The organism is Xanthomonas euroxanthea, from assembly GCF_903989455.1.
In the GTDB taxonomy this organism is placed as follows: domain Bacteria; phylum Pseudomonadota; class Gammaproteobacteria; order Xanthomonadales; family Xanthomonadaceae; genus Xanthomonas; species Xanthomonas euroxanthea.
In genome coordinates this window covers 2,457,210-2,471,206 of sequence record NZ_LR861803.1, presented here as the reverse complement: position 1 = coordinate 2,471,206, position 13,997 = coordinate 2,457,210, and the positions used below count along the sequence as shown (strand labels likewise).

Sequence of the window (13,997 nt, the reverse complement as noted above, 5' to 3'; positions counted from 1 at the left end):
ACGGCAAGATCACGCTGCCGCATCTCGACCGGCCTGCCCTTCCAGGGTGCGCAGGAAGTCCGCCTGCCGACGGGTACGGTCCATGACCTGCCCCTTGAGCTGCCCACAGGCGGCGTCGATGTCGTCACCGCGGGTACGGCGCACCATCGTCAGCACTTGCGCATCGAGCAGGATCTTCTGGAAGGCGCGGATCTCGGTCTCGCCCGAGCGCTCATAACGCGTGCCCGGGAATGGATTGAACGGGATCAGGTTGACCTTGCCGGCGTCCTTGGACTGCACCGCATTGTCGAACTGCCGCATCAACCGGGCCAGCTGGCGCGCATGCTCGGGCTGGTCGTTGATGCCCTTCATCAAGGTGTACTCGAAGGTGACCGAATCGCGCTTCTTGTTGCCGCGCAGATAGCGCGCGCACGACTCCATCAGCTCGGCGATCGGGTACTTCTTGTTCAACGGCACCAGGCTTTCGCGCAGCGTGTCGTTGGCGGCATGCAAGGAGACCGCCAGCGAGACATCGCTTTCGGTCGAGAGCCGGTCGATCATCGGCACCAGGCCCGAGGTCGACAGCGTCACCCGCTTGCTGGCCAGGCCGTAGCCCAGGTCGTCGCGCATCACGCTCATCGCACGCACGACGTTGTCGAAATTCATCAACGGCTCGCCCATGCCCATCATCACCACGTTGGTGAGGCGGCGCTGCTGGTGCGGCACGTTGCCCAGATGGCGCGCCGCCACCCACACCTGCCCGACGATCTCGGCGGTGGTGAGGTTGCGGTTGAAGCCCTGGGTGGCGGTCGAACAGAAGGTGCAATTCAGGCCGCAGCCGACCTGGGACGACACGCATAGCGTGCCGCGCCCCTTGTCGGGGATGTAGACGGTTTCGATCGCGTTCTTGCCGTCGGTGCCCATGGCCAGCAGCCATTTGTGGGTCCCATCGGTGGACGGCTTGTCGAACACGACATTCGGGACGAGGACCTCGGCATGCTGGTGCAACTTCGCACGCAGCGCCTTGCCAAGGTCCGTCATCTGGTCGAAATCGGTGACGTAGCGATGGTGGATCCACTTCATCACCTGATGGGCACGGTAGCGCGCTTCGCCGAGCGTGTCGGCGAAGAAGCGCTCCAGTCCCTCGCGGTCGAGGTCGAGCAGGTTCTGCTTGCGCAGTTCCGGGGCACGGACGGGGACGTCCTGCAGCACGGAGGGGATCACGACCTCATTCACGATTCGACTCTCTCGGCCTCAGCGCGAGACCACTTCGGTGGCGGCAAAGAAATACGCGACTTCGTTGGCAGCGTTCTCGACCGAATCCGAGCCGTGGGCGGCGTTGGCATCGATCGAGTCGGCGAAGTCGGCGCGGATGGTGCCCGGCGCGGCGTCCTTGGGATTGGTCGCGCCCAGCAGGTCACGGTGTGCGGCAACAGCGTTCTCGCCTTCCAGCGCCTGGATCATCACCGGGCCGGAGATCATGAACTCGACCAGCGCGTTGAAGAACGGACGCTCGCGATGCACAGCATAGAAGCCTTCGGCTTCGCGACGCGACAGCTGCTTGTACTTGGATGCCACGATCTTCAGGCCGGCCTTTTCGAAACGGCTGTAGATTTCGCCGATGACGTTCTTGGCAACGGCGTCGGGCTTGATGATGGACAGGGTGCGCTCCAGCGCCATGGGAAGATCTCCGTTGGGCGGGCCACTGAAGGCCCGAGATTATCATGAAAAAAACCCGCGTCAAAACGCGGGCTTAGGCTTCTTTGCGATGGTCAATTCTATCTCTTCATCGCTGCATTTGCACACCGCCCCCTGAATCGTGCTGCGGTGCCGCATGACCGGCGCGGCGGCCAGCCCGTAGACTCAAACAATCGTTTGATTGAGTTTCCTCCCGCGCATGCCCAAGCCCGCCCACTTCTCCACCAAGGACCGCATCCTCGGCGCGGCCGAGGAGCTGTTCGCCCAGCATGGCTTCGCCGGGACCTCGCTGCGCCAGCTGACCACCCAGGCCGACGTCAATATCGCCGCGGTCAACTACCACTTCGGTTCCAAGGAAAACCTGGTCAACGAGGTGTTCCGCCGCCGCATGGACGAGATGACCGCCGCGCGCCTGCAGCAACTGGACGCGGCCAGGAAGTCACAGCCAGGCGAGCTCACCGCGGTGCTCGCGGCCTTCGTCGAGCCGGCCCTGGCGATGGCCCAGGACCGCCAGAGCGGCGGCGCCTTCGTGCGCGTGATTGCGCGCGCCTACGCCGAAAAGAACGACAACCTGCGCAAGTTCCTGTCCGACCACTACGGGCATGTGCTGCGCGAATTCGGCAAGGCCATCGCTGCCTGCGTGCCGGGTTTGAGCAAGGAGGAGCTTTACTGGCGCCTGGATTTCCTCGCCGGTGCGCTCACCTATGCCATGGCCGATTTCGGCCTCATCAAGCGGCCGGCCGGCGTCAGCGAGGCCGACCACCGCGCGCGCGCCGCGCGCGAACTGATCCGTTTTGCAGAACCGGGTTTCCGTACCCATTCCACACCGTAGTCGCTCACACCAAAGGCTCATCGCTATGTCCAATCCGTTGCTAGTCCGTCGTGCTGCCGTGCTCGGTGCCGGCGTCATGGGCGCGCAGATCGCCGCGCATCTCACCAACGCCGGTGTCGACACCGTGCTGTTCGACCTGCCTGCCAAGGAGGGTCCTGCCGACGGCATCGTGCTCAAGGCCATCGCCAACCTCGGCAAGCTCAGCCCTGCCCCGCTCGCCAGCAAGGCGCTGGCCGAGGCGATCACCCCGGCCAATTACGAGAGCGGCCTGGAGCAGTTGCGCGATTGCGACCTGATCATCGAGGCGATCGCCGAGCGCATGGACTGGAAGCAGGACCTGTACAAGAAGATCGCCCCGTTCGTGGCCGAGCACGCCGTGCTGGCCTCCAATACCTCGGGCCTGGGCATCAACAAGCTCTCCGACGTGCTGCCCGAGCAGTTGCGTCACCGCTTCTGCGGCGTGCACTTCTTCAATCCGCCGCGCTACATGCACCTGGCCGAACTGATTCCCGCAAAGGGCACCGATAAGGCCGTGCTGGAAGGCCTGGAGAGCTTCCTGGTCACCACGCTGGGCAAAGGCGTGGTGTATGCGAAGGACACCCCGAACTTCATCGGCAACCGCATCGGCGTGTTCTCGATCCTGTCCACCATCCACCACACCGCCGAGTTCGGTCTGGGCTTCGACGAAGTCGATGCGCTGACCGGCCCGCTGGTCGGGCGCCCGAAGTCGGCGACCTACCGCACCTCGGACGTGGTCGGCCTGGACACCATGGCGCACGTGATCAAGACCATGGGCGACACCCTGCCCGACGATCCGTGGCATCAATATTTCAAATCGCCCAAGTGGCTGGATGCGCTGATCGGCAAGGGCGCGCTCGGTCAGAAGGTGGGCGCCGGCATCTTCCGCAAGGTCGGCAAGGACATCGTGGTGCTGGACCTGCAGAAGCAGGATTACAGGACCGCCGACCGCAGCGCCGCGCCGGAAGTGGTCGAGATCCTCAAGATCAAGAACCCGGCCGAGAAGTTCGCCAAATTGCGCGAGAGCCAGCACCCGCAGGCGCAGTTCCTGTGGGCCACGTTCCGCGACCTGTTCCACTACAGCGCCTACCACCTGGCCGATATTGCCGAGACCGCGCGCGACGTGGACCTGGCGATCCGCTGGGGCTACGGCTGGTCGCTCGGCCCGTTCGAGACCTGGCAGGCCGCCGGCTGGAAGCAGGTGGCGCAGTGGATTGCCGAAGACATCTCCAACGGCAAGAGCATGAGCAGCGCACCGCTGCCGAACTGGGTGTTCGACGGCCGCGACGGCGTGCATGCAGCCGAGGGCTCGTACAGCCCGGCACGCGATGCCAAGCTGCCGCGTTCGGCGTTGCCGGTATACAAGCGCCAGCGCTTCCCCGACCCGTTGCTGGGCGAGCAGTTCTCGCCGGGCGAGACGGTATTCGAAAACGACGGCGTGCGCATGTGGCACGACGGTGACGACATCGCCGTGGTCAGCTTCAAGACCAAGATGAACACCGTCTCCGACCACGTGCTCAATGGCTTGCAGGAAGTGGTCGGCCGCGCCGAGAAGGACTTCGCCGGGCTGGTGATCTGGCAGCAGAAGGAGCCCTTCTCCGCCGGCGCCGATCTGGCCGGTGCGCTGGGTCTGCTGCAGGCCGGCAAGGTCGATGCGTTCGAAGCGCTGGTCGCCAACTTCCAGGCCACCAGCCAGCGCATCAAGTATGCGCAGGTGCCGGTGATTTCGGCGGTGCGCGGGCTGGCGCTGGGCGGCGGCTGCGAGTTCCAGATGCATAGCGCCAAGGCCGTGGCCTCGCTGGAGAGCTACATCGGCCTGGTCGAAGCCGGCGTCGGCCTGCTGCCGGCCGGCGGCGGGCTGAAGGAAATCGCCGCGCGCGCCTCAGTGGCGGCAGGTCCGGGCGGCGACGTGTTCGCCGAGCTGAAGAAGACCTTCGAAACCATCGCGATGGCCAAGGTCTCCAATTCGGCGGTCAATGCCAAGGAGCTGGGCCTGCTGCGCGCCACCGACAAGGTGGTGTTCAACGGCTTCGAGGCCTTGCACATCGCCAAGGCCGAAGCGCGCGCACTGGCCGAGGGCGGCTACCGCGCTCCGCTGCCGGCACGCCGCATCCAGGTCGCCGGCGACGTCGGCATCACCACCTTCAAGATGTTGCTGGTCAACATGCTGGAAGGCCGCTTCATCAGCGAATACGACTATGAAATCGCCACCCGCATCGCCACGGTGATGTGCGGCGGCGAGGTCGATCGCGGCGCGCTGGTCGACGAAGAATGGCTGCTCAAGCTGGAGCGCAAGCACTTCGTCGAACTGGCCCAGCAGGAAAAGACCCAGGCACGGATTGGGCACATGCTCAAGACGGGTAAGCCACTCAGGAACTGAGATTCGGGAGTGGGGAATCGGGAATGGGTAAAAGCCCAACCGACTCCCCGCTTCTCCCCACTATTCTGCCGGGTAATGAAAATGGCGAACTCAGGCGAATCCGCACTTGCGATTCCCGACTCCCCATTCTCGATTCCCGGCTATCGGAGATAGCCATGAGCAAGCAGATTCAAGAAGCCTACATTGTCGCCGCCACGCGTACGCCGGTGGGCAAGGCGCCCAAGGGCGTGTTCCGCAATACCCGTCCTGACGACATGCTGGCGCACGTCTTGCGCGCAGTGGTGGCGCAGGCGCCGGGCATCGACCTGTCGCGCATCGACGACGCCATCATCGGCTGCGCGATGCCCGAGGGCGAGCAAGGCATGAACGTGGCGCGCATCGGCGTGTTGCTCGCCGGCCTGCCCAACACCGTGGCCGGCCAGACCATCAATCGCTTCTGCTCGTCCGGTATCCAGGCGGTGGCGATGGCCGCCGACCAGATCCGCCTGGGCAATGCCGACCTGATGCTGGCCGGCGGTACCGAGTCGATGTCGATGGTGCCGATGATGGGCAACAAGGTTGCCATGTCGCCAAACGTGTTCGCCGACGACCATGTCGCCATCGCCTACGGCATGGGCATCACCGCCGAGAAGGTCGCCGAGGAATGGAAGGTCTCGCGCGAGGATCAGGATGCGTTTGCACTCGCTTCGCACCAGAAGGCGATTGCCGCCATTGCTGCCGGCGAGTTCCGCGACGAGATCACTCCGTACGAGATCCTCTCGCACCAGCCCGACCTGGCCGGCAATGTCATCGCACTGCGCAAGCGCCTGGTCGACACCGATGAAGGCCCGCGCCCGGACAGCTCGCTGGAAGGCCTGGCCAAGCTGCGCCCGGTGTTCCGCAATGGCCAGTTCGGCGGCAGCGTCACCGCCGGCAACTCCTCGCAGATGAGCGATGGCGCCGGTGCGGTGCTGATGGCCTCGGAACAGGCAATCAAGGATTACGGCCTGACCCCGTTGGCGCGTTTTGTCAGCTTCTCGGTGGCCGGTGTGCGCCCGGAAGTGATGGGTATCGGCCCGATCGCGGCGATCCCCAAGGCGCTCAAGCAGGCCGGCCTGACCAAGGACCAGCTCGACTGGATCGAGCTCAACGAAGCCTTCGCCGCGCAGGCACTGGCGGTGATCCGCGACAGCGAACTGGATCCGTCCAAGGTCAACCCGCTGGGCGGCGCCATCGCCCTGGGCCACCCGCTGGGCGCCACCGGTGCGATCCGTGCCGCCACCCTGGTGCATGGCCTGCGCCGTCGCCAGCAGAAGTACGGCATGGTCACCATGTGCATCGGCACCGGCATGGGCGCGGCCGGCATCATCGAAGCGCTGTAAGTCACGGATCGCGAGATCGGCTGCCAAGCCGATCTCGCAACGCTGACGCGGCTGTCAGTCAACCAAGGCGTGCGCAAGCACGCCTTCTTTATGCGCCAGTGCGGGCGGTCGTCAGCGGATGCAAGCGGCACCATGCATTCGTTGCGCGCCCGATAGGCACGCTGGCCGAGCGCCGCATTTGAGCATGCTCCTGATCGGCGCATTGACTGCCGCCCGGCGGCATCTGCGGCAAGAACGCCCAGAACGTGCCAGCCGTTCGATAGCCGGCGTGGCGCGCACGCAATGCCACCGCATCCCGGTCTTCGCTTCACTCTCGCGAGCGCACGGCAGACCCAAGCCTAACGCGCCACCAGCCACTGACCGGTACGCGCACCGGCAAACACCAGCGCCAGCCCGGCCACCAGCGTGATGGCCAGATACACGCCGATCATCGCGGACCGATCCGTGCGTGCAAACACCAGGCATTCCATCATCAGCGACGAGAACGTAGTCAGCCCGCCGATCACGCCGACGATCAGCAAGGCCCGCAGCGGCCAGCTCGCCGGCCCGCGCGCATCCAGCCAGACCAGCAGCACGCCGGCGACGAACGAACCGAGCAGATTCACCGTCAACGTGCCCCACGGAAATCCGTTGCCAAAGCGCTGCAGCAACGAGGCACCAATGGCAAAGCGCAGGCCGGAACCCAGCGCACCGCCGGTCATCGCCAACAGCAATTGCTGCCACCACACCGGTGCGTTCATGCGCGCACTCGGCAGGCGGCCGAAGGGGTTTTCAACGAAGTGTCGTGCATGGTCAGCAGCATCCAGTTCCTGAGCGAGAAAAGATGCCGGGGCACAGACCTGCCGCCCCGGCGGGGGTGGGCAGGCATCATCAGCGCGCAAGGTGCGTGCGGTTCAAGGAGGAATGCCATCTCCTGCACGGTCGATTATGCCGTGGGCTTGCCGACCTTGTCAGCCCGTGCCTGTTCGCGCGCGGCGCGCAGACGGTCGAGCTTTTCCTTGAGCTTGATCTCCAGTCCGCGCGGCACCGGGTTGTAGTAGACCCGCTCGCCCATCGCATCCGGAAAGCCGGTCTGGTCCAGCGCGATCCCGCCTTCGGCATCGTGGTCGTACTGATAGTCCTGCCCGTAGCCGAGCGTCTTCATCAGCTTGGTCGGCGCATTGCGCAGGTGCAGTGGCACCTCCTGCGTGCCAGTGGCGCGCACCTCGGCCTTGGCCTGGTTGAAGGCGGCATAGCCGGCATTGGACTTGGCGGTACTGGCCAGGTACAGCACCAATTGTGCGAACGCCAGCTCGCCTTCGGGGCTGCCCAGACGCTCGTAGATGTCCCAGGCTTCCAGCGCCATGCTCTGCGCGCGCGGATCGGCCAGGCCGATGTCCTCGATCGCCATGCGGGTCAGCCGCCGCGCCAGATAGGCCGGGTCGCAGCCGCCGTCGAGCATGCGCGTGAGCCAGTACAGCGCGGCATCGGGATTGGAACTGCGCACCGATTTGTGCAGCGCCGAAATCTGGTCGTAGAACTGCTCGCCGTTCTTGTCGAACCGACGCGTGCGGTCGGCCAGCACCTGCAGCAGCGTCTGCGGGGTGATCTGGCCACCCTCGCCGCCTGCCAGTTCCGCGGCAATCTCCAGCAGGGTCAACGCGCGGCGCACGTCGCCGTCGGCGGCGCTGGCAATTTCCAGCAGCGAGGCATCGCTGACCTGGAGCGTTTCCTGCCCCAGCCCGCGCTCTGGATCATGCAGGGCACGTTGCAAGGCCTCGACGATGTCCTGCGGCGAAACGCCCTCCAGCACGTGCACGCGACAGCGCGACAACAATGCCGAATTCAATTCGAACGAGGGATTTTCGGTCGTCGCACCGACGAACAGGATCGTGCCGCGCTCGATATGCGGCAGGAATGCATCCTGCTGCGCCTTGTTGAAGCGGTGCACCTCATCGACGAACAACACCGTGCGGCGGCCGCTGGCGAAACGCTGCGCGGCCTCGGCCAGGACCTGCCGCACCTCCGGCAAACCCGACAGCACCGCCGAGATCGCCTTGAATTCGGCATCGGCGTAATGCGCCAGCAGCAGTGCCAGGGTGGTCTTGCCGCAGCCGGGCGGGCCCCACAGGATCATCGAATGCACGCGACCGGATTCCACCGCGCGTCGCAATGCGCTGTCGGGCGCGAGCAGTCGCTTCTGCCCGACCATCTCGTCGAGGGTGCGCGGACGCATGCGCTCGGCCAGCGGGCGCAGATGCTCGCCGTCTACGCTGAGCAGATCGGCTTCGGGAGCGATGGGGAGCTTGGTTCGTGCCACGCGGCATTGTATCGCGTCAGCCAGCGACCTTCTGCGAAGAACGCCATTGGCTGAGTGGATGCTGCAGGCGACGGCTTACTGCGCGTCGCCGACCACGTCCACGCCCTTGCCCGGCGTGTAGCGGAAGGTGTCGGCAGCGAATGCCGGATTGCGCTTCCAGCCGCTGAAGCTGATCGCAGTGCGCTGGCCGACCGCATCCACCACTTCCATCCTGGCCAGGCCATCCTTGCCGAACCCCAGCGAGGCCATCTGGAAGCTGGCCTCGGTGTCGACCTTGGGCGTCAGCGACAGCCACTGCAGTCCGTCACGTGGCGCGGCCTCTTCGCTGACGTCGTACTGCTTGTCCAGGCGCGCCGGGTCGATCAACGCGACCAGGGGGCTGTTCTGTTCTTCGCTGCCCTGCGCGCGCACGGTCACCTGCTCCAGATCCGGGTCGAACACCCAGACCTTCTTGCCGTCGGCCACGATCAATTGCCGGTAGGGCTTGGCGTACTCCCAACGGAACTGGCGTGGCGCCGACAATGCCACCCGCCCGCTCGCGCGCTCCTTGACCCGACCATTGGCATCGGAGACCTGCTGGCTGAACTGCCCGTCCAGGCCTTTGAGGCCGCGCGTGAACGTATCCAGCTCCTGGCGCGCGCCGGCGAACGCGGTGCCGGCAAACAGAGCGGTGGCGAGGACGGCATAACGGAGCTGGCGATGCATCGCAGGTTCCAGAAAGGGAATGCGTCAATTCTGATACTTCGTAGATGAATGGGCGAGCGCTATCGCGTGATGCGTTCAGATCGCGGCGGCGGCCGGTCAGTCCATTCCTTGTGCGGTCTGCACGCTGGACAGATCGCCATACACGATCTGCCCGCGAAAACCGCGCCGCACCTGCTGGTAGAGCTCGCGAAACGCGCGGTAATCCTGCGGCTGACACAGCGCCTGCGGTCCACGCACTGCAGCGCGCTGCAACCGGTGCACCGCCGTCACCGTCTGGCCCTGGCGCGTCCACTCGACCGCATACTCGCCAGCGGCATTGCGAAAGCGGCTGCTGCGCGGGATCGCGATGATCGGCACCGTTGCCGGAAAGCTCACCACATAGGTCTCTTCGCGCACGCTGTCGTTGCAGTAGAACGGGGTCAGGTTGTCTTCGGCCGAGGTGGTCGTGTAGATGCCACGGGTGGATTCGGCGCCGGGCATATCCGGCAAGGTCATGCCGCCGACCACCGAAAAATCCACTGCGTCGTCGGCCTGGAACGCGTAGCGATAGTTGAACGGCGCATCCAGGTCCAGCGGGTCGCCCTGGATCAGCAGATCGCCGGTGCCATCGAAGCCGGACTGCGCAATGATCGACTCCTCGATGCGATTGCGGTTTTGCGCATTGAGCTGCACGAACATCGCCCGCAGCCCCACCTCGCCGGTCTGCCCGCTGTCGAGCGTGGTCAAGCCGTGCAGCCCGCCCTGCGGGGTAAAGCGGTACTCGGTACGCGCGACGTAGCGGTTGACCTTGCGGTCGTTGGGCGGGGTATGCGTGACCTTTCCGTCCAGCGTATGCACCACCGGCGCGCCGAGATCGCCGGCCGGCAACTGGCCGAAGCGCGCATAGGGATTGGTCGAATCCACATACAGGTCGAACGCCGGGATGTAGGTGATGGCGTGGTTGAAGCGGCCAAGCACCGGAATCGGCGGCAGTGTCGGCCCGCCTTCGGCACCGATCAGCACCGGCGTGCTGGCGATGCCCTTGGCCGCCAGCAAGGCTTCCAGGATCACGGTGTGGTCCTTGCAGTCGCCATAGTGGTTGGCCAGGATGCTGTCGGCGCTATTGGGCTCCAGCCCGCCGTTGCCCAGGTACACCGCCACGTAGCGGATATTGCGCGCCACCCACGCGTACAACGCGGCGGCCTGCGCGCGCGGCGCGTCGATACCGCGGGTCACTTCGTCGGCCAGCGCCTGGATCGCCGGCGTCACCGCGGCAGCGCGGCCGCCCTTGACGTGATAGGCCAGGCCCATCTGCGACCAGCTGTCGAAGGTGCTGGCCATCAGGGTGGGGCTGAATTCCCAGGTCGCCGCACTCCAGTTCTGGTTCTTCATCGGCGCGGTGCGCTGATAGCGCCACTCCCAGCGCGCCTGGTCGCCGCGCACCACCGGCCTGGTCCCGCCCTGCAGCCCGCGCACCGACAAATGCATCGGCAATGCCTTCGGCGCCACCAGGGTGACCACCGCATCGTCGTATTGCGCGAACACGCTGAAGGTTTCCCACAGGCTGAAATACCCGGGGAAGTACGGCGTGTTCTGCGCCCGCCGCACGCGATAGACGATGCGCGCACCCGGCGCCAGATTCGGGAACACCACCACCTTGACCTTGCGGTCGGCATACATCGCCGCCGCGGCACTGGAATAGCTTTCCTGGGTGTAGATCTTGTCGGGCGCCACGTCCTGGCGCAGTCCTTCGGCGGTGACGGTATAGGCCTGCAGCACCTCCAGGGTCTCCATCTTCTCGCTGTAGCTCAGCCGCACCTGGCTGAACTGCTCCACCGCCGATTTGGTCTTCAGCAGGATCTCGTACTCGTCGGTTTCCACGCTGCTGGCGTCGGCACGCACTTCGTAGTCGGCGCGGTAGCGCACGAAGCTGTAGTTGGTGTCGGCCTGCGCGCGCGCGCCAGCCGCAGCAGGGGCAGGCTGTTGCTGGGCCTGGGCCAGCAACGGCAATGGGATCAGCAGCAGGAGCAGCAACACGGAACGACGCAGCATGGGCCTTGAATCGCGGCGGACCGGAGCGGCCCTCGTGCAACAGGGTAGCCGGTGCACGCCGCAGCGTCAGGCACCGGCCTCCAAGATCACCGCATCCCTGCGTGCGGGCATGCACAGGCAGCCCGGATCAGCGCGCAATCCGCTGCCACCGGCAGGCGGATTCCACCGCGTTGCCGGCCGCCGGTTACTTGGGCGGCGGCGGCGCCAGCACGGTGCGGTCGCCATTGTGCTCGGGTTGGCTGACCACGCCGGCCGCTTCCATCGCTTCGATCAGGCGTGCGGCGCGGTTGTAGCCGATCTTCAAGCGCCGCTGCACGCCGGAGATAGAAGCGCGCCGGGTTTCGGTGACGATACGCAAGGCCTCGTCGTACAAGGGGTCGGACTCGTCGCCGCCACCACCGCTGCTCTCGGGCAAGCCGGTCGCACCGACCACGGTGCCATCGCCCATGGTCTGCACTTCGTCCAGCACGCCGTCGACATACGACACCGGTCCGCTGGCCTTGAGGTGCTCGACCACCCGATGCACTTCCTCGTCGCTGACGAAGGCGCCATGCACGCGGTCCGGCAGCGCCGTGCCCGGCGGCAGGTACAGCATGTCGCCGTTGCCCAGCAGCGCTTCGGCGCCGGACTGATCCAGGATGGTGCGCGAGTCGATCTTGGAGCTGACCTGGAACGCCACGCGGGTCGGGATATTGGCCTTGATCAGGCCGGTGATCACGTCCACCGACGGCCGCTGCGTGGCCAGGATCAGATGGATGCCGGCCGCACGCGCCTTCTGTGCCAGGCGCGCGATCAGCTCCTCGACCTTCTTGCCGACGATCATCATCATGTCGGCGAATTCGTCGATGAAGATCACGATGAACGGCAGCGTCTCCAATGGCCGCGGCGCTTCGCCCAGTTCGGGGTTGGGCTTGAACAGCGGGTCCATCATCGGCTGGCCGGCGTCGATGGCGTCCTTGATCTTCTTGTTGAAGCCGGCCAGGTTGCGCACGCCCACCGCGCTCATCAGCTTGTAGCGGCGCTCCATCTCGGCCACGCACCAGCGCAGGCCGTTGGCGGCCTCCTTCATGTCGGTGACCACCGGCGCCAGCAGATGCGGGATGCCCTGGTAAACGCTCAATTCCAGCATCTTCGGGTCGATCATCAGCATCCGCAGTTCCTTGTGCGAAGCCTTGAACAGCAGGCTCAGCACCATCGCGTTGACCGCCACCGACTTGCCCGAGCCGGTGGTACCGGCCACCAGCAAATGCGGCATGCGCGCCAGGTCGGCGACGGTCGGGCGTCCGGCGATGTCCTTGCCCAGGGCAAGCGTCAGCGGGCTGGCCGACTTGTCGTATTCCTTGGAGCGCAGCAGTTCGGACAGGAAGATCATCTCGCGGCTGACATTGGGGATCTCCAGGCCGATCACCGACTTGCCCGGGATCACATCCACCACGCGCACCGACTTGACCGACAGCCCCCGCGCAATGTCCTTGTCCAGCGAGCTGATCTGGCTGACCTTGATGCCCGGCGCCGGCTCGATCTCGAAACGGGTGATCACCGGGCCCGGATAGGCCCCCACCACCTGCGCCTCGATGCGGAAGTCCTTGAGCTTGAACTCGATCTGCCGCGACAACGTCTCCAGCGTCTCTTCCGAATAGCCCTTGGCCTGCGGCTTGGGATCGTCCAGCAGCGCGAGCGGCGGCAGGTCGGAACCGTCGGTGCTGACGCCCTGGAACATCGGGATCTGGGTATCGCGCTTGGCGCGCTCGCTCTTTTCCACCACCGGTGCCGGCGGCGGCTCGATCTTGACCGGCTCGCGCTTGGCCTGCTTGACCGCATCGACCTTGCGCACTTCCTCGCGCTCTTCGCGCATCACGCGGGTCTGCTGCCACTCGCTGGCCTGGTGGGTCTTGCGCTGCATCAACGGCCCCAGCGCCAGCACCCAGGTGCCGATGCGCTCCATCACCGCAAACCACGACAGGCCGGTGGCCAGGGTGATCGACACCAGCAGCAGCACCAGCACGAACAGGTTGGCACCCAGCGCCCCGAACCCGGCGCTCAGCGAATTGCTGACCAAGCGCCCAAGGATCCCGCCGGCCCCGGCCACATCGCCGTTGAACAGGCGCAGATGCAGGAAGCCGGTCGAGGCGATCAAGAACCCGACCATGCCGACCAGCCGCAATGCCGGCCCCAGATCGGCTTCGGCCTGCCCTTCCTTGTCCATGCCGAACAAGGCGATCCAGGCCACCGCACCCAGCACCACCGGCAGCAGGAAGGCCACATAACCGAACAGCTGCAGCAGCACGTCGGCCGTCCAGGCGCCGACGCGGCCGCCCATGTTGTGCACCGGCGCGACCACGCTGCCGGTCTGCGACCAGCCGGGATCGGCGCTCGAATAGGTGAACAGGCTGGCCAGCAGATACAGCAGCAGCGGCGCCACCGCGATCAATGCCAGATCGCGCCAGAGCTTTTGCCGACGCGGATTGTCCGCCACCGCTGTCTTGCGCGAGGACGTCTTGCCCTCAGCGGGCTTGCTGCGTTCGGGAACCTGCTTTGCCACCTGTAGCCAGACCTTAGAAAAATGCTGTTAGTGGTTGATAATAAACGACCGAGGCCGCGGTTTCAGCTGTTGTATGAGCGTCGCCTGCCCGGGCACGCGCCGGTCAACAAAAAACGCCGCACGAGGCGGCGTCGATTACGCGTACGGGGTGG

The 13,997-nt window shown here is 65.6% G+C and carries 10 protein-coding genes and 1 riboswitch; of the genes, 3 read left to right on the top strand and 7 right to left on the bottom strand.

Annotated elements, in window-relative coordinates:
• Nucleotides 1–9: 9 nt before the first annotated feature.
• Together rlmN and ndk are read right to left on the bottom strand one after the other, a co-directional pair.
• Nucleotides 10–1,215, bottom strand: a complete 1,206-nt coding sequence (gene rlmN, locus H7A86_RS10475) for a dual-specificity RNA methyltransferase RlmN (protein ID WP_104582654.1) — start codon at nt 1,213–1,215, stop codon at nt 10–12.
• Nucleotides 1,216–1,233: 18 nt separating this feature from the next.
• Nucleotides 1,234–1,659, bottom strand: a complete 426-nt coding sequence (gene ndk / locus H7A86_RS10470; RefSeq protein ID WP_024940120.1) for a nucleoside-diphosphate kinase — start codon at nt 1,657–1,659, stop codon at nt 1,234–1,236.
• A 217-nt stretch (nt 1,660–1,876) separates the two neighbouring features.
• On the opposite strand from ndk, the gene H7A86_RS10465 reads away from it, so the two are divergent.
• From H7A86_RS10465 to H7A86_RS10455, 3 genes are all read left to right on the top strand, one after another.
• Nucleotides 1,877–2,509, top strand: a complete 633-nt coding sequence (locus H7A86_RS10465) for a TetR/AcrR family transcriptional regulator (protein WP_119131993.1) — start codon at nt 1,877–1,879, stop codon at nt 2,507–2,509.
• A 25-nt stretch (nt 2,510–2,534) separates the two neighbouring features.
• Nucleotides 2,535–4,907 (top strand): 3-hydroxyacyl-CoA dehydrogenase/enoyl-CoA hydratase family protein, encoded by a 2,373-nt coding sequence (locus H7A86_RS10460; RefSeq protein WP_119131994.1) that lies wholly within the window; start codon nt 2,535–2,537, stop codon nt 4,905–4,907.
• 155 nt (nt 4,908–5,062) lie between these two features.
• Complete coding sequence (locus H7A86_RS10455; protein WP_119131995.1) at nt 5,063–6,268, top strand: acetyl-CoA C-acyltransferase; 1,206 nt, start codon at nt 5,063–5,065, stop codon at nt 6,266–6,268.
• A gap of 338 nt (nt 6,269–6,606) precedes the next feature.
• Here the strand turns inward: H7A86_RS10455 and crcB are convergent, their stop codons facing one another.
• From crcB to H7A86_RS10430, 5 genes are all read right to left on the bottom strand, one after another.
• Nucleotides 6,607–7,008, bottom strand: coding sequence for a fluoride efflux transporter CrcB (gene crcB / locus H7A86_RS10450; RefSeq protein WP_119131996.1), 402 nt, complete (start codon nt 7,006–7,008; stop codon nt 6,607–6,609).
• Nucleotides 7,009–7,122: 114 nt separating this feature from the next.
• Nucleotides 7,123–7,191: riboswitch (Fluoride riboswitch) on the bottom strand.
• Nucleotides 7,192–7,193: 2 nt separating this feature from the next.
• The gene (locus H7A86_RS10445; RefSeq protein ID WP_232087975.1) at nt 7,194–8,483 is read right to left on the bottom strand and encodes a replication-associated recombination protein A; all 1,290 of its coding nucleotides are present in this window, start codon (nt 8,481–8,483) and stop codon (nt 7,194–7,196) included.
• Between the two features lie 159 nt (nt 8,484–8,642).
• Entirely contained in the window at nt 8,643–9,272 is a 630-nt protein-coding gene (gene lolA / locus H7A86_RS10440; protein ID WP_115048362.1) for an outer membrane lipoprotein periplasmic chaperone LolA, read from the bottom strand.
• A 96-nt stretch (nt 9,273–9,368) separates the two neighbouring features.
• On the bottom strand, nt 9,369–11,303 hold the full coding sequence (locus tag H7A86_RS10435) for a DUF3857 domain-containing transglutaminase family protein (protein ID WP_119131997.1): 1,935 nt from the start codon (nt 11,301–11,303) through the stop codon (nt 9,369–9,371).
• A 184-nt stretch (nt 11,304–11,487) separates the two neighbouring features.
• Complete coding sequence (locus H7A86_RS10430) at nt 11,488–13,845, bottom strand: DNA translocase FtsK (RefSeq protein ID WP_104582660.1); 2,358 nt, start codon at nt 13,843–13,845, stop codon at nt 11,488–11,490.
• Between the last annotated feature and the right edge of the window lie 152 nt (nt 13,846–13,997).

Excerpts from the sequence above, each read along its gene's own strand:
- H7A86_RS10445 (WP_232087975.1), bottom strand. The coding sequence starts at position 8,483 with ATGCGTCCGCGCACCCTCGACGAGATGGTCGGGCAGAAGCGACTGCTC.
- H7A86_RS10465 (WP_119131993.1), top strand. The coding sequence starts at position 1,877 with ATGCCCAAGCCCGCCCACTTCTCCACCAAGGACCGCATCCTCGGCGCG.
- lolA (WP_115048362.1), bottom strand. The coding sequence starts at position 9,272 with ATGCATCGCCAGCTCCGTTATGCCGTCCTCGCCACCGCTCTGTTTGCC.
- H7A86_RS10435 (WP_119131997.1), bottom strand. The coding sequence starts at position 11,303 with ATGCTGCGTCGTTCCGTGTTGCTGCTCCTGCTGCTGATCCCATTGCCG.
- crcB (WP_119131996.1), bottom strand. The coding sequence starts at position 7,008 with ATGAACGCACCGGTGTGGTGGCAGCAATTGCTGTTGGCGATGACCGGC.
- ndk (WP_024940120.1), bottom strand. The coding sequence starts at position 1,659 with ATGGCGCTGGAGCGCACCCTGTCCATCATCAAGCCCGACGCCGTTGCC.
- H7A86_RS10460 (WP_119131994.1), top strand. The coding sequence starts at position 2,535 with ATGTCCAATCCGTTGCTAGTCCGTCGTGCTGCCGTGCTCGGTGCCGGC.
- H7A86_RS10455 (WP_119131995.1), top strand. The coding sequence starts at position 5,063 with ATGAGCAAGCAGATTCAAGAAGCCTACATTGTCGCCGCCACGCGTACG.